The 15,445-nt window shown below is 69.5% G+C and carries 14 protein-coding genes and 2 tRNA genes; 10 read left to right on the forward strand and 6 right to left on the reverse strand.

Translation table 11 applies throughout. The features are described from left to right. Window positions 1-167 precede the first annotated feature (167 nt). The 4 genes from HED23_RS05835 (at window position 168) to HED23_RS05850 (ending at window position 3,462) form a co-directional block, all read left to right on the forward strand. Complete coding sequence (locus tag HED23_RS05835; RefSeq protein ID WP_203182356.1) at window positions 168-1,310, forward strand: SDR family oxidoreductase; 1,143 nt, start codon at window positions 168-170, stop codon at window positions 1,308-1,310. A gap of 110 nt (window positions 1,311-1,420) precedes the next feature. Further along, window positions 1,421-1,882, forward strand: a complete 462-nt coding sequence (locus HED23_RS05840; protein WP_203182357.1) for a molybdenum cofactor biosynthesis protein MoaE — start codon at window positions 1,421-1,423, stop codon at window positions 1,880-1,882. 127 nt (window positions 1,883-2,009) lie between these two features. Then, window positions 2,010-2,180: a hypothetical protein gene (locus tag HED23_RS05845; RefSeq protein ID WP_203182358.1), complete on the forward strand. Its 171-nt coding sequence runs from the start codon at window positions 2,010-2,012 to the stop codon at window positions 2,178-2,180. 175 nt (window positions 2,181-2,355) lie between these two features. After that, window positions 2,356-3,462: a PDZ domain-containing protein gene (locus HED23_RS05850; RefSeq protein WP_203182359.1), complete on the forward strand. Its 1,107-nt coding sequence runs from the start codon at window positions 2,356-2,358 to the stop codon at window positions 3,460-3,462. Window positions 3,463-3,483: 21 nt separating this feature from the next. Here the strand turns inward: HED23_RS05850 and HED23_RS05855 are convergent, their stop codons facing one another. Next, window positions 3,484-4,053, reverse strand: coding sequence for a PPA1309 family protein (locus HED23_RS05855; RefSeq protein WP_238441854.1), 570 nt, complete (start codon window positions 4,051-4,053; stop codon window positions 3,484-3,486). A 127-nt stretch (window positions 4,054-4,180) separates the two neighbouring features. On the opposite strand from HED23_RS05855, the gene HED23_RS05860 reads away from it, so the two are divergent. From HED23_RS05860 to HED23_RS05875, 4 genes are all read left to right on the forward strand, one after another. Next, a complete protein-coding gene (locus HED23_RS05860) occupies window positions 4,181-7,108 on the forward strand; it encodes a UPF0182 family protein (RefSeq protein ID WP_203187374.1) in 2,928 nt (975 codons plus the stop codon). Between the two features lie 42 nt (window positions 7,109-7,150). Next, window positions 7,151-7,224: transfer RNA gene (locus HED23_RS05865), tRNA-Met, on the forward strand. Between the two features lie 212 nt (window positions 7,225-7,436). Then, window positions 7,437-9,494: a tetratricopeptide repeat protein gene (locus HED23_RS05870; protein ID WP_203182360.1), complete on the forward strand. Its 2,058-nt coding sequence runs from the start codon at window positions 7,437-7,439 to the stop codon at window positions 9,492-9,494. 93 nt (window positions 9,495-9,587) lie between these two features. Next, window positions 9,588-9,661, forward strand: a tRNA-Met gene (locus tag HED23_RS05875). 110 nt (window positions 9,662-9,771) lie between these two features. Here the strand turns inward: HED23_RS05875 and HED23_RS05880 are convergent. After that, entirely contained in the window at window positions 9,772-10,191 is a 420-nt protein-coding gene (locus HED23_RS05880; RefSeq protein WP_203182361.1) for a Fur family transcriptional regulator, read from the reverse strand. A gap of 176 nt (window positions 10,192-10,367) precedes the next feature. Between HED23_RS05880 and HED23_RS05885 the strand changes: the two genes are divergently transcribed. After that, the gene (locus tag HED23_RS05885) at window positions 10,368-11,822 is read left to right on the forward strand and encodes a catalase (RefSeq protein WP_203182362.1); all 1,455 of its coding nucleotides are present in this window, start codon (window positions 10,368-10,370) and stop codon (window positions 11,820-11,822) included. 105 nt (window positions 11,823-11,927) lie between these two features. On the opposite strand, the gene HED23_RS05890 is transcribed toward HED23_RS05885, so the two are convergent. Beyond that, a complete protein-coding gene (locus HED23_RS05890) occupies window positions 11,928-12,329 on the reverse strand; it encodes a cyclic nucleotide-binding/CBS domain-containing protein (RefSeq protein WP_203182363.1) in 402 nt (133 codons plus the stop codon). Between the two features lie 157 nt (window positions 12,330-12,486). Then, window positions 12,487-13,287 carry a histidinol-phosphatase gene (gene hisN, locus HED23_RS05895; protein WP_203182364.1) on the reverse strand — a complete coding sequence of 267 codons (801 nt, stop codon included), beginning with the start codon at window positions 13,285-13,287 and terminating at the stop codon, window positions 12,487-12,489. Window positions 13,288-13,441: 154 nt separating this feature from the next. Between hisN and HED23_RS05900 the strand changes: the two genes are divergently transcribed. Then, window positions 13,442-14,056 carry a TetR/AcrR family transcriptional regulator gene (locus HED23_RS05900; protein ID WP_203182365.1) on the forward strand — a complete coding sequence of 205 codons (615 nt, stop codon included), beginning with the start codon at window positions 13,442-13,444 and terminating at the stop codon, window positions 14,054-14,056. On the opposite strand, the gene HED23_RS05905 is transcribed toward HED23_RS05900, so the two are convergent. Then, window positions 13,986-14,309: a DMT family transporter gene (locus HED23_RS05905; protein WP_031091275.1), complete on the reverse strand. Its 324-nt coding sequence runs from the start codon at window positions 14,307-14,309 to the stop codon at window positions 13,986-13,988. The two genes, HED23_RS05900 and HED23_RS05905, sit on opposite strands and share 71 nt — an antisense overlap. A gap of 116 nt (window positions 14,310-14,425) precedes the next feature. Continuing rightward, window positions 14,426-15,442: a ribosome small subunit-dependent GTPase A gene (rsgA, locus tag HED23_RS05910; protein WP_203182366.1), complete on the reverse strand. Its 1,017-nt coding sequence runs from the start codon at window positions 15,440-15,442 to the stop codon at window positions 14,426-14,428. Between the last annotated feature and the right edge of the window lie 3 nt (window positions 15,443-15,445).

Raw genomic sequence — 15,445 nt, forward strand, 5'->3', positions numbered from 1 at the left:
CCGGCTCGAACCGACGGCGACTGCCCGACATCACCATCCAGCGTAGACACCAAAGACCGCTTGGGGCCTCAGTGCTCCGCCGACTCCCGGCCTGCGGCAGGATGGACGCCACCTGGTACGCACGCGTCATTCGGGTACGTACTGAAGACAACCGCTGGAGACGCCCGGTGAGTTCCCCAGATCCGCAGGTTCGCGCAGCGCGAAACCTGGCCGACCCCTCGTCCGAGAGCAAGCCCACGAAAAATTCTTCCCGAAGCCGCGGCCCCGTCGTCGCGGTCACCGGCGCCGCCACCGGCGTCGGTGAGCTGCTCACCGCCCACCTCGCCGCATCCGACGAGATCAAGCAGGTCATCGCCATCGACGAGCGCCGGGGGGACGTCTCCGAGGCGACGTGGCACATCCTGGACGTCAGGGACCCCGCCATCGCGGAGAAGCTTCGCGGCGCCGACGTCGTCGTGCACATGGCGCTCGACCTCGACCTTGAGACCGATCCCGCCGCCCGTACCGCGTACAACGTGCGCGGTACCCAGACCGTCCTGACGGCGGCGGCGGCCGTGGGTGTCCACCGGGTCGTGCTGTGCACCTCGGCGATGGTCTACGGCGCTCTTCCCGACAACGACATCCCGCTCTCCGAGGACGCGGAGCTGCGGGCCACGGCAGAGGCCACCGGCGTCGGCGACCTGCTGGAGATCGAAAGGCTCGGCCGCCGCGCACCGCGCGCCCACCCCGGTCTCAACGTCACGGTGGTCCGTCCCACGGTCCTGGTCGGCGGAACGGACACGGCGCTCACCCGGTACTTCGAGTCGCCCAGGCTCCTCGTCGTCGCCGGTTCACGCCCGGCCTGGCAGTTCTGCCACGTCGACGACCTGGTGAGCGCCCTGGAGTACGCGGCCCTCGAGAAGATCGAGGGAGAGTTCGCCGTCGGCTGTGACGGCTGGCTGGAACAGGAGGAGGTGGAGGAGCTCTCCGGTGTGCGCCGTATGGAGCTGCCGTCCGCAGTCGCTCTCGGTGCTGCGGCCCGGCTGCACCGGATCGGTCTCACACCCTCCCCGGCGGGCGATCTCGCATACACCATGCACCCCTGGGTGGTCAGCGTGAGCCGGCTCCATGACGCGGGATGGCGCCCCCGGTGGACCAACGAGGAGGTCCTGGCCGCGCTCCTGGAAGAGGTGGAGGGGCGCCACACGGTCGCCGGCCGGCGGCTCGGGCGCAAGGACGCCACCGCAGCAGGTGCCGCAGGGGCGACGGTCGCGCTGCTCGGCACGGCGGCGCTGGTCCGACGGGCCCGCAAGGCCCGCCGCCGTTTCTAGGCCCGACGGGGTCCCGGACGCCTGCCTGGTAGGAGGCTCCAAGCGGGCAGGCCTGCCACCGGTCGAAACGGCTATTCCGAGATGTCGGTGCAGTGCGGCACGATGGCCTCATGGCACGCACCCACGACCACCCCGGCGAGCAGGCTGCCCAGGACCCCATCCGGCTCCTGGACATCCGTGACACACCGCTCTCCGTCGACGAGATCTTCCGCGCGGTCGGGGACGACGCCGCCGGCGGCATGGTTCTCTTCGTCGGCACGGTGCGCAATCACGACGACGGCCAGGACGTCGGCTCCCTCGGATACTCCTGCCATCCGACGGCCGGCGACGAGCTCCGCCGGGTCGCCGAAAAGGTGGTGGCGGACTTCCCGGTACGGGCGCTGGCCGTCGTCCACCGGGTGGGTGAACTGGGTGTGGGCGATCTGGCGGTGGTGGTCGCCGTGTCCTGCGCCCATCGGGGTGAGGCGTTCGAGGCCTGCCGCAAGCTGATCGACGACCTCAAGCACGAGGTCCCGATCTGGAAGCACCAGCGTTTCTCCGACGGTACGGAGGAGTGGGTCGGCGCCTGCTGAGCGCAAACCGCCCCAGGGGGCATCAGCCCCGATTTGCGTAACCGCACCCCTGCCGTGAGCGTTGGTCCTGCAGGTGGTTAATCTTCTGATCGTCAGTTGCGGTCGCTCATGGGGTAGGGAGGTCGTGATGGCAGCACTCGCTTGGCTTCTGATTCCACTTATAGCTGCTCTTGGTGCGGCGATATGGGGCGGGTGGGCAGCCCGCAATCGAACGACCGGCGATGTCACCGAACTCGCCGGCTACGCCAGGTTCCGTGAAGCGATGGAGAAGTCGGACTCCGGTTCCGAAGCCGTCTGAGACTCCGCATCCGTACGCAGTCGCCAACTCCGCACCGCACCCGCTCCCCGCAGGCGCAGTCCACGCAGCGAGCGCTCCCGCGATGCCCCTCGGCACTTCCGGCCACCCGTGCCGTCCGCCCCGTACGGACCGGCCCCGACGGTGCACTGACAGGCCGTTCCCGTACTGTCGTTCCATGCCACGCCGCACCGCGACGATGCTCGCCTCCACCCTCATCCTGATCGCGCTGCTCTGCGCAGGCGTGCTGATCCGCGTGCCGTATTCGGAGATGTCTCCCGGTCCGACCGTGAACACGCTGGGCGATGCACGTGGCGAGCCGGTACTGCACATCAGCGGGCGCAAGACGTATCCGACGTCCGGGAACCTCAACATGACGACGGTCCGTGTCACAGGCGCGGACTACGACATGAACATCGTCGAGGCCGTCTACGGCTGGCTGGCCCACGACAGTGTGATCGTGCCGCACGACACCCTCTATCCGGACGGCAAGACCGAGGAGGAGTCGACGCAGGAGAACGCCGAGGAGTTCAGCCAGTCCCAGGAGAGCGCCAAGGTCGCCGCGCTGGAGGAGCTGAAGATCCCCGTCACCTCCCGTGTCGTCGTCTCCACGGTCGTCAAGGACAGCGCCGCCGAGGGCGTGCTGCACGCCGGCGACGTGATCGAGGCCGTCGACGGCACGCCGGTCGAGCAGCCCCAGGACGTCGCGAAGCTCGTCACGAAGCACGAGCCGGGAGAGGACGTCGTCTTCACGGTCATCCCCGCGAAGGCCGCGGCCGCCGCCGAGAAGGCGGGCAAGGAGCCCAAGGGCTCGCGGGACGTCACCCTGACGACGAGGAAGGCCCCTGAGGACCCCTCGAACCCCTCGGAGGACCGGGCGATCGTCGGGATCCAGGCGGGGACGGACCACACGTTCCCGTTCGAGATCGACATCAAGCTGGCCGACGTGGGCGGCCCGAGCGCCGGACTGATGTTCTCGCTGGGCATCATCGACAAGCTGACGCCCGGAAAACTGACCGGCGGCGAGTTCATCGCCGGCACCGGCACCATCGACGACGACGGCAAGGTCGGACCCATCGGCGGGATCAACATGAAGCTGGTCGGCGCGCGCGACGCGGGTGCCCAGTACTTCCTGACCCCGGACGACAACTGCACCGCCGCGGCGTCCGACACCCCGAGCGGCCTGACCCTGGTGAGGGTGAAGACCCTCGACGACGCGACGAAGTCCCTGGAGAAGATCCGCGCGGGGGACACGGCCGGCCTGCCGAGCTGCTCGACGAGCTGAGGCCGGCCCCCGCCACAGGAGTCAGGACTCGAACGTGGCCGCGAGTGCCTCGGCCAGCCCGGGGACCAGCCCCGCACCGGTCAGGACCTCGGTCGGGGAGTCCTTCTCCCGCAGTCGCACCGCGGAGTCCCGTGCTCCGTCCCGCAGCACCGCCACGGTCATCCGCACCTCCTGCCGGTCAGGGTGTTCGGCGACCCACTTGGTCAGCTGGGCGTCTGTAAGCCCGTCCGGAACGGACGCCTCCGCCGAAGGCGGCAGCATCATGCGCTCCACGGTCATGGCGCAGCCGACGACGGCGTCGGGCCAGGCGATCGTGGCGAGGAACTCGTCCAGAGCGGTGCCTGCGGGGAGCTCCTCCTGCTCGACGGGGGTGAGGGTGGCGGTCGTGGAAGCGGTGTCGTCGAGACCGAGCTGGGCGGCGAGGCCCGGCTCGTGGGCGCGCAGCCGGGCGGTGTCGACCAGGGCGAACAGCCTGGCCGGCTGGTCCCAGCCGAGACCTGCGGCGTAGGCGTCGATCTCGAGGACGGCGACGGTGAGTGGGCTCGCGGCCATCGGGGGGCCTGAGGGGGAAACATTGGGCATGCGCAACATCCTGCCTCCTTCTGCCCCGGGAACGGGAACTAGGTAAAGCCTCAGTAAGTTGCATAGGTGGGCTCTACGATCGCTGGGCCTGCTTCACACGACCGCGAACTTCGAGGTGCGCACGTTGGCTTTCCAGATGCCGGACCGCGGCGGAGGCCCGACCGGGCCACGGATCAGAGTCGGCCGCCCGTCCCGGCGCGTCCGTACCCTGCTCATGACATTGGGTGTCCTGGCGGTCCTCGCCATGGCCTTCGTCATGTTCGCCGGGTTCTGGACGGACTGGCTCTGGTACAGGTCGGTAGAGTTTTCGTCTGTCTTCACCACCACCCTGTGGACCAAGATCGGGCTGTTCCTCGTCTTCGGACTGCTGATGGCCGTCGCCATCGGTGTGAACATCTGGCTCGCGCACCGGCTCCGGCCGCCGCTGAGCGCGATGTCGCTGGAGCAGCAGAGCCTGGACCGCTACCGGATGAGTGTCGCCCCGTACAAGAAGTGGGTGCTGCTCGCGGTCACCGCCCTGGTCGGGCTGATCGCCGGCGCCTCCGCGTCGGGCCAGTGGCGTACGTGGCTGATGTACGTGAACGGCGTGCCGTTCGGACAGAAGGACCCCCAGTTCAAGCTGGACGTCTCCTTCTACGCCTTCGACCTGCCCTGGTACCGCTTCATGCTCGGGTTCGGCTTTGCCGCGGTGGTGCTGTCGCTGATCGCGGCGGCGCTGACCCACTACCTCTACGGCGGACTGCGGATTACGAGCCCCGGCGCCCGGGCCACGGGGGCGGCCACCGGCCATCTCTCCGTACTGCTCGGCATCTTCGTGGCGCTGAAGGCCGTGGCGTACTGGCTCGACCGGTACGGCCTGGCGGTGAAGTCCAGTGACTTCAAGGCCACGGACAACTGGACCGGCCTGCGGTACGTCGACGCCAACGCCTACCTTCCGGCGAAGACGATCCTCTTCTGCATCGCGGTCATCTGCGCCGTGCTGTTCTTCGCGACGCTGTGGCGCCGCACCTGGCAGCTCCCGGTGATCGGCTTCGGCCTGATGGTGCTCTCGGCGATCCTGATCGGCGGGCTCTACCCGGCGATCGTGCAGAAGTTCCAGGTCCAGCCGAACGAGCAGGCCAAGGAAGCCCCGTTCATCCAGAAGAACATCGACGCGACGCGCGACGCCTACGACATCGACAACGCGAAGGTCGACGACTACTCGGGCACGAGCACGACCGATGACAGCACCAAGCTGCGGGCGAGTGCCGACAGCGCCGCCAGCTACCGCGTGATGGACCCGAACGTCGTCTCCCCGGCCTTCCAGCAGCTCCAGCAGAAGAGGAACTACTACCAGTTCCCCAAGACGCTGGACGTCGACCGGTACAAGGGGGCCGACGGCAAGGAGCAGGACACCGTCATCGGCCTGCGGGAGCTGAACCTCGAGGGCCTCCCCAAGCGCAACTGGATCAACGACCACTTCACGTACACCCACGGATACGGCGCCATCGCTGCCCGGGGCACGACGACGGGCACCAACCCGGCGGGCTCCCCGGACTTCACCGAGTCGGGCCTGCCGACCACGGGCGAGCTGGACAAGGGCTACGAGCAGCGGATCTACTACGGCGAGAAGACCCAGCAGTACTCCATCGTCGGCGGGCCCCAGAAGGAGCTCGACTACGAGGAGGACGGCGAGAAGACCACCAGCTACAAGGGCGACAGCGGCGTCAGCCTCTCCAACGCCTTCAACCGGGCTGCCTACGCTGTTTCCTTCAGCGAACCGCAGATCCTGTACTCGGGAGCCATCGGCGAGGGTTCGCGGGTCCTCTACAACCGCACGCCGAAGGAGCGCGTCGAAGCGGTCGCCCCCTGGCTGACCATCGACGGCGACGCCTACCCGGTGGTCGTCGGCAAGCGCATCCAGTGGGTCGTCGACGCCTACACCACCACCAACGGCTACCCGTACGCCTCGCGTACGACGCTGGGTGACACGACGGCCGACTCGCTCACCACCAACCAGCGCGCGGTCGTCGCACAGCAGAACCAGGTCAACTACATCCGGAACTCGGTGAAGGCCACCGTCGACGCCTACGACGGCACGGTCAAGCTCTACGAGTGGGACACCAAGGACCCGGTGCTCAAGACCTGGCGCAAGGCGTTCCCCGGCACGGTGGAGTCGCGGTCGGACATCCCGCAGGACCTGATGGACCACCTGCGCTACCCGCAGGACCTGTTCAAGGTCCAGCGGGAGCTGCTCACGCGCTACCACGTCGAGGACCCCGCGCAGTTCTACAGCGGCAGTGACGCCTGGCAGGTGCCGGACGACCCCACCAACAAGGAACCCGGGGCAGTTCCGCCGTACTACCTGAGCATGAAGATGCCGGGCCAGGACGCCCAGACGTTCTCGTTGACCACGACCTTCACCCCGAAGGGGCGGCCCAACCTGGGGGCGTTCATGACGGTGGACGCGGACGCGGCCAGCAAGGACTACGGAACGATCAGACTCTTGAGAGTCACCAGTACGGTCAAGGGTCCGGGCCAGGTCCAGAGTGAGCTCAACGGCAACGACGACGTCGCGGAGTTCGTGAGAAACCTCAAGGGCACCGACTCGGACATCGAGTACGGCAATCTGCTGACCGTGCCGCTCGACGGAGGCTTCCTCTACATCGAACCGGTGTACACGCGCGGTGGCACGCAGAACTATCCGCTGCTGCGCAAGGTCGCCGCCTCGTACGGGTCGAAGATCGTCTTCGAGAACAGCCTCGGGGAGGCGCTCAACGCGGTCTTCGGGGTCGAGGGGTCCGATACGACCACCCCGCCGACGGAGCCGACCGATCCAGGTGACACCACCGAGCCTCCGGCCACCGGGGAAGCCGCTCTGAAGAAGGCCATCGCGGACGCCCAGAAGGCGTACACGGCCGGCGAGACGGCTCTCAAGGAGCAGGACTGGGAGGCCTACGGCAAGGCCCAGGCCGATCTGCAGGAAGCTCTCGAGCGGGCCGCGGCGGCCCAGCCCGACGGAGCCGGCGGCTCCTCCGCTACGGAGGGCGCCACGAAGCCGGAGGGCGACGACCAGGGCAGCTGAAAATTGTCCACCCCGCGTCGTGGTACGGTTTGAACACAACGACGCGGGGTGGAGCAGCTCGGTAGCTCGCTGGGCTCATAACCCAGAGGTCGCAGGTTCAAATCCTGTCCCCGCTACTGAAAGGTGAAGGCCCGGATCCTTTGGGATCCGGGCCTTCGTCGTGCCTCGACGGCTTTTCTCAAGTTGTCGGAGTGAAGTGCGGTTCGCAGGGCACGAGTTGAACCCAGTCGTGTTTCACTTGTCTCTCTGTGGGCATGTCGACAAAACGCTGAAGTGACCTCACTGGCCGCGATATACGAGGTGTACGCGGCTTACAGGTGGTGCGACGATGGTATTTATGGGGGACAGGGCAACTCTGTTGGAGACAGGGCGGTTTGTGCAGCGACGCGGCCGGACGACGGAAAACGAGGCAGATGCGGCATTCGCCGCTGCCCTGGCCGGGACCGCCGGCACCGTCGATGGCGACCGCGAGGCCGTCGCCGCCACTGCGGACATCACCGACACGGCCGTCGTCGCCGATGAGGCCGTCGTCACCGAGGGTGGGGACGCCGCCGACACCACGGACACCACGGACACTTCGGATCACGCCGACGAGACCGAGGCACGGCACCGGCGTGCGGCGGAAGCCGGTGACACGGCGTCGATGAGCGTCCTGGGTGCCCTCCTGCTGCGCCGTGGTGACCTGGCCGCCGCGGAGACCTACTTGAGGGCGGCCACAGCCGAGGGCGACCGGGCCGCCGCCAACAACCTCGGCGTGCTCCTCCATCAGCGGGGATACGCGGACGAGGCGGCCGGGTGGTGGCGCGTCGCCGCCGTCGCCGGCTCCGCCGCCGCGGCGCACGCTCTCGGGCGGCACTTCAGGGAGCGCGGGGACGAGCCCGGGGCCGAGTACTGGCTCCGCCAGTCCGCCGAGCAGGGCCATGCGCTGGGTGCCTACGCCCTGGCGGACCTGCTGGAGCACCGCGGGGACGCCGGTGCCGAGCGCTGGCTGCGTGCCGCGGCGGAACAGGGGCACAGGGAGGCGGCGTACCGCTTGGCGCGGACGATCGAGCGCACCGCCGTCGGTGACGCGCACGACGCCTTCGGCATGGGCCGCGTCATCGGCGAAGGCCGCCGTGGGCTGGACGCCGGTGCCCCCGCGAGGCGGGACAGTCCTGTCGCCGGCCCCGATCCCCGAAGGGTCGGCGAGGCCGAGCAGTGGTACCGCCAGGCCGCAGCGCGCGGCCACCGCCGTGCCGCCCTGCATCTCGGCGCCATCCTCGAGCAGCGTGGTGAGCTGAAGGAGGCCGGCCGCTGGTACCTCACCGCTGCCAAGGAGGGCGAACCCCGGGCGGCCTGTGCCCTCGGATTCCTGCTGAGGGACGCGGGCGACGAGGAGAGTGCGGCCGTGTGGTGGCTGCGAGCCGCCCAGGACGGCGACGGCAACGCCGCCAACGCGCTGGGCGCCCTGCACGCGGCCAGGGGCGAGCAGCAGACCGCCGAGCGCTGGTACCGCGCAGCCATGGACGCCGGTGACGTCAACGGCGCGTACAACCTTGGCCTGCTCTGTGCCGCCCAGGACCGGATACCGCAGGCCGAGCAGTGGTACCGCCGTGCTGCCTACGCCGGGCACCGTGAGGCGGCGAACGCGCTGGCCGTGCTGTTGCTCCAGGCGGGAGACGCGGCCGGGGCGGAGCCCTGGTTCTCCAAGGCGGCAGAGGCGGGCAGCGTGGACGCCGCCTTCAATCTCGGCATCCTGCACGCCGGACGCGACGAGGACCGCACGGCGCTCGGCTGGTACCAGCGGGCGGCGGCGGCCGGGCACACCGATGCGGCGCTCCAGGTCGGCATGGCACTGCTTCAGGACGGCGACGAGCGGGAGGCGGAGCGTCATCTGCGCTGCGCGGCCGGCGGTGGCAGCGCCGAGGCCGCGTTCCGGCTGGCCGGCGTCCTCGATCTGCGCCAGCCGCCACCGGGGCCTCCCGCGCTCGGGGAGCCGATGCCCGAGAAGACCGAGTGCGAGGAGTGGTACGAGAGGGCGGCCGAGCAGGGGCACCGTCGTGCCCAGGTCAGGGCCGGGATGCTCGCCGCCGCACGCGGTGACATGGCCGGTGCTGCGCGCTGGTACCGCGAGGCCGCCGAGTCGGGCAGTCGTAACGGGGCTTTCAATCTGGGTCTGTTGCTCGCCCGTGAGGGAAGCGAGCGCGAGGCGGCCCTGTGGTGGGGCCGTGCCGCCGGCGACGGGCACGGCCGGGCGGCCCTGCGGCTCGCGCTCCTCGCCGCCCGCAGGGGCGAGCTCACCGAAGGGCAGCGCTGGTGCGCCCGGGCGGTCGAGCTGGGGCCGGCGGAGGTGACCGAGCGGGCCGCGCGGCTCCTGGAGGCGTTGCACCAGGAGCTCACCGCGTGACGGCGGGCGGTCCTGCGCAGTGCTGCGCACGGGTGTCCGGCGAATGAATTTGCTCAGGCCGGTGCGGGTGCCGTAGAGTTGCAATCACAACGACGCGGGGTGGAGCAGCTCGGTAGCTCGCTGGGCTCATAACCCAGAGGTCGCAGGTTCAAATCCTGTCCCCGCTACTGAAAGTCAGAGGCCCGGATCCTTCCAAGGATCCGGGCCTCTGACGTATGCCCGAGCAAAGGGTGCCAGTGCCGCGTGAAGGCGGTCCGGTGTGGGGCGGGGCGCCCCGTCAGGCCGTGGCGGCGCAGTTCGGACAGATGCCGCGGTAGGTCACCTCGACGTCCGAGACGGTGAACCCGAAGCGCTCGTCGGCCGGGAGGTCCGCCAGCGGGTTGCCGGACGGGTGCACGTCGCGGATCGCTCCGCAGCGGCCGCACACCAGGTGGTGGTGGGGGCGGTGGGCGTTCGGGTCGTACCGCTTGGCCCGGCGGTCGGTGGAGACCTCGATGACCTCCCCGAGGGACACCATCTCGCCCAGTGTGTTGTACACGGTGGCGCGGGAGATCTCGGGCAGCCGCTCGACGGCCTTCGCGTGGACCTCGTCCGCCGTCAGGTGCACATGGTCCCCCTCGAGAACCTCGGCCACCACGCGCCGCTGTGCCGTCATGCGCCAGCCGCGTCCACGAAGTCGTTCCAGGAGGTCGCTCATGGGGCCCAGCGTAACAGTGGAACGCCCGAGTCCCGAGTAGGTGTGACTTTAGATGACTGCTTGACTTGGACTAAGTCCATTGTAGGATCGGCAACGTACTGGCCAAGGACAGGCTGCGGCCGAGAACAGGCTGCACAGGGAACGACGCTGTGCAGGACATGACGCAGGAGGCGCGCGTGACTCAGGGACCGCTCACCACGGAGGCCGGCGCTCCGGTGGCCGACAATCAGAACAGCGAGACCGCCGGCCCGGGTGGACCGGTTCTCGTCCAGGACCAGGCGCTTCTCGAGAAGCTCGCCCACTTCAACCGCGAGCGCATCCCGGAGCGTGTCGTGCACGCCCGCGGCGCCGGTGCGTACGGGACCTTCACGCTGACCCGGGACGTCTCGCAGTGGACCCGGGCGAACTTCCTCTCGGAGGTCGGCAAGCAGACCGAGACCTTCCTGCGCTTCTCCACCGTGGCGGGCAACCTCGGCTCGGCCGACGCGGCGCGTGACCCCCGCGGCTGGGCGCTGAAGTTCTACACCGAAGAAGGCAACTACGACCTCGTCGGCAACAACACCCCGGTGTTCTTCATCAAGGACGCCATCAAGTTCCCCGACTTCATCCACACCCAGAAGCGTGACCCGTACACCGGCTCGCAGGAGGCGGACAACGTCTGGGACTTCTGGGGTCTGTCGCCCGAGTCCACGCACCAGGTGACCTGGCTCTTCGGTGATCGCGGCATTCCCGCCTCGTACCGTCACATGGACGGCTTCGGCTCGCACACGTTCCAGTGGAACAACGAGGCCGGCGAGGTCTTCTGGGTCAAGTACCACTTCAAGACCGACCAGGGGATCAAGAACCTCACCACCGAGGAGGCCGTCCGCCTCTCCGGGGTCGACCCGGACAGCCACCAGCGAGACCTCCGGGAGTCGATCGAGCGCGGTGACTTCCCGTCCTGGACGGTGCAGGTCCAGATCATGCCTGCGGCGGAGGCGGCCGCGTACCGCTTCAACCCCTTCGACCTGACCAAGGTGTGGCCGCACGCGGACTACCCGCCGATCGAGATCGGCAAGCTGGAGCTCAACCGCAACCCCGAGAACGTCTTCGCCGAGGTCGAGCAGTCGATCTTCAGCCCGGCGCACTTCGTGCCCGGCATCGGCCCGTCCCCCGACAAGATGCTCCAGGGCCGTCTCTTCGCGTACGGCGACGCCCACCGCTACCGCGTCGGCATCAACGCCGACCACCTGCCCGTGAACCGGCCGCACGCCACCGAGGCGCGCACCAACAGTCGTGACGGGTACCTGTACGACGGCCGCCACAAGGGTGCGAAGAACTACGAGCCCAACAGCTTCGGTGGCCCTGCCCAGACGGACCGGCCGCTCTGGGAGCCCCTCCCCGTCACGGGCGGCACGGGCAACCATGAGGCGCCGCTCCACGCCGAGGACAACGACTTCGTGCAGGCCGGCAACCTCTACCGGCTGATGTCCGAGGACGAGAAGACCCGGCTGATCGACAATCTCTCCGGGTTCATCTCCAAGGTCTCGCGCGACGACATCGCCGAGCGCGCGATCGACAACTTCCGTCAGGCCGACGGAGACTTCGGCAAGCGGCTGGAAGCCGCGGTCCAGGCTCTGCGCGGCCAGTAGCCGTTGCCGTCGGCGGTGGGCCGGATTCCCCGAGGTGTCCCCGGGGGTCCGGCCCGCTGTCGTTCCGCGGCCGGGAGGTGCCCGCCGTCGCCGGCGCGCCGGGGGTCAGGCGGCCAGGCCGGCGGCTTGCCTCCTGGCGGGCGCCCAGCACCTGATGATGTCGCGCACCGAGACGATCCCGACGGGACCGTCGCCGTCCAGCACGATCAGATGCCTGAAGCCGCCGTGCGTCATGGCTTCCGCGGCCTCCTCCAGGGTCCAGGCGGGAGAAGCGAAGACCACGTCGGTGGTCGTGTGGGTGGACGCGGTCTCGACGTCGGGGTCGAGCCCGGCCCCGACGGCGTCGAGGATGTCGCGCTCGGTGATGATGCCGAGGCCGCAGGTGTCCGGATCGTGGAGTACGGCTGCTCCGACACGTCGGGCCGACATCAGCCGGGCCGCCTGACGGAGCGTATGGGCCGGGCCGATGGTGAGGACCAGGGTGCTCATGGCGTCACGGACAAGCATGTAGGGAGCCGCCTCCTTCGGGAAGTGACTTGTGCGGGCGGCCTTCGTGAGCCGATTCACAAGTTCACAAGTGGGGGGACTCCCAGAGTCGCACCCGGAAGGGACCGCAACAAGGGGGATGGACGCCCTTCACCGGTGAAGGGCGTACCCGAGGCCGCTAGTAGCGCTGGTTGAGATAGCCGAGCAACTCGTGGTGCAGCAGGCCGTTGGACGCCGCCGCATTGCCGCCGCCCGGGCCGGAGACCCCGTCCAGGCTGGTGAACCGCCCGCCGGCCTCCTGGACGATGATCGCGTTCGCCGCCATGTCCCACAGGGAGAGCTCCGGCTCCGCACAGATGTCCACCGACCCCTCGGCGACCATCATGTAAGGCCAGAAGTCGCCGTACCCCCGGGTGCGCCAGCAGGCCCGTGTCAGATCCATGAAGCCGTCGAGCCGGCCCTGCTCCTCCCAGCCTGTCATCGAGGCGTACGCGAACGAGGAGTCCGCGATCCGCTCGACCTTCGACACGTGCAGCCGCGTCGCGGAGGTCAGGCTGCGGCCGGAGAAGGCACCGGCACCCTTCGCCGCCCACCAGCGGCGGTTGAGCGCGGGGGCCGAGACGACGCCGACCACCGGCTGGAAGCCGTCCGGGCCCGCCTCCATCAAGGAGATCAGCGTCGCCCAGACGGGGACACCCCGTACGTAGTTCTTGGTGCCGTCGATCGGGTCGACGACCCAGCGCCGCGGACCGCTGCCCTCGATCCCGTACTCCTCGCCCAGGATCGCGTCACGCGGACGTGCCCGGTGCAGGTGCCCGCGGATCAGCTCCTCCGCGTGCTTGTCGGCCTCGCTCACCGGGGTCATGTCCGGCTTGGTCTCGACCTTGAGGTCCAGAGCCTTGAACCGGTCCATCGTCGCCGCGTCGGCGGCGTCCGCCAGTACATGGGCCAGGCGCAGATCATCGTGGTAATCGGGCATGCCGTCACAGTATCCACAGCCACCCGCCCGGGCTACACGGCCCCGCGCGGGGCGGACGTGCCGCAGCGGGCCGGTGCCGGCGGTACGCGGACCCTTGACAGTGCCCCTGGGCGCGTCAACTCTGATGCGCAGGTCCCCGGCGTGGGAGGCGACGATGCCCTCAGCGCGAGAAGCCCTGCTGGATTCCGCACACTCGGCGCTCTCCACGCTGCCCTGGAACGCCGTACGCATGGTCGACGTGGCGGCCGCGGCAGGCGTCTCCCGGCAGACCCTCTACAACGAGTTCGGCAGCAAGGACGGTCTTGCCCGCGCGCTGGTCCGGCGTGCGGCCGACGGATATCTGGCCGGGGTGGAACAGAGACTCGGCGACCACCGGACCAGAGGGGAGGGACCGGCGGAGCTCGCCCGCTGGACGGTCCGGGCGGCCCGCGCCGACGTCCTGGTCAAGGCGCTGCTGACGGGGGTCTGGGGAGACCGCCTACCCGGACCGGGAGGTCTCTTCGCCGGGCGGCGGACCGGTACGGCGCCGCCCACGCCCACCGAGCTGTTCACCCTCGCCAGGGACCGGGCCGTGGCCGCGCTGGGGAGAGGCCCTGCGCCGGGCGACCCCGCACGCCTGGAACTGGCCTGCGAGATCGCGCTGCGGCTCGCGCTCTCCTGCACGCTGGTGCCCGCGGACCCCGTGCCGGCCCCGGGGCTCAATGCGCCGAACCGGACAGCTGCAGACCGATCACGCCGACGATCACCAGCGAGATCGACACCAGCTTGAGCGTGGAGACCACGTCGTCGAGGAACACCATCCCGTAGATCGCCGTCCCCGCCGCTCCGATGCCCGTCCACACCGCGTAGGCCGGACCGACGTCCAGCTTCTTCAGGGCCAGCGTGAGCAGACCGAAGCTTCCGAGGGCGAACGCACAGAACGCGACCGTCGGCCAGAGCCGGGTGAATCCGTGCGAAAGCTTCAGACACACGGCGAAGCCGGTCTCCAGCAGTCCAGCGACCACGACCAGCAACCACGCCATCGTCAGGTGCCTCCCACGTAGGTGACGCTTCGTCCCGCTTGCGCGATTATGCCCTTACCAGCCTTGGGAGCTCGCAAACGTGCGCGAGTCGGACGGAGGGCGTCCGGCGCCGTTCCTCAGTCGCCCTCGCGCCGCTCGCGGGTCGACAACAGCCTCCGGAGCGAGTCGAGGCGCGCCGGATCGGCATGTCCCTCCGCGACCCACGCGTCCAGGGCGCACTCCGGCTCCTGGCCGTCATGGGTGCAGCCGCGCGGGCAGTTCTCCGTGCCCGGCTGAAGGTCGGGGAAGGCGTTGATGACCCGCGAGGGATCGACGTGGTGCAGCCCGAACGACCGCACGCCCGGGGTGTCGACCACCCAGCCGCGACCGTCCGGCAGCGGCAGCGCCAGAGCCGACGTGGTGGTGTGCCTGCCACGGCCCGTGACGGCGTTGACCACCCCGGTCGTCCGGCGCCGGTCCTTCGGCACGAGGGCGTTGACCAGCGTCGTCTTGCCCACTCCGGAGTGCCCCACGAACGCGGTCACCCGGTCGTTCAGAAGCTCTCTCACCCGGTCGGCGGCGTCGCCGTTCTCCAGCTCCTCGCGGCTGGTCACGATGTAGGGGACACCCAGCGGGGTGTACGCCTCCAGCAGCTTGTCGGCCGATGCCAGGTCCGACTTGGTAAGCACCAGGAGCGGGGTCAGCCCACCGTCGTACGCCGCCACCAGGCAGCGGTCGATCATGCGCGGGCGGGGTTCGGGATCGGCCAGTGCGGTGACGATGGCCAGCTGGTCGGCGTTGGCCACGACCACCCGCTCGAAGGGATCGTCGTCGTCCGCCGTGCGGCGGAGCACCGATGTGCGCGCGCCGATCCGCACGATGCGCGCCAGCGTGTCCTTGTCGCCTGAGAGGTCACCCACGAGCGAGACCCGGTCACCCACCACGGCGGCCTTGCGGCCCAGCTCGCGGGCCTTCATGGCCGTCACCGCGCGGTCGTCGACGAGACAGGTGAGCCTGCCGCGGTCGACCGTGAGCACCATGCCGTCCTGGGCGTCCTCGTGCTTGGGACGCGTGTGGGTGCGGGGCCGGTTGCCCTTGGGGTTGGGGCGGACGCGGATGTCGTCCTCGTCGGGGTTCTTCCCGTAGCGGCGCATGCC

The sequence above is a fragment of the Streptomyces pratensis genome (genome assembly GCF_016804005.1).
Lineage (GTDB): Bacteria > Actinomycetota > Actinomycetes > Streptomycetales > Streptomycetaceae > Streptomyces > Streptomyces pratensis_A.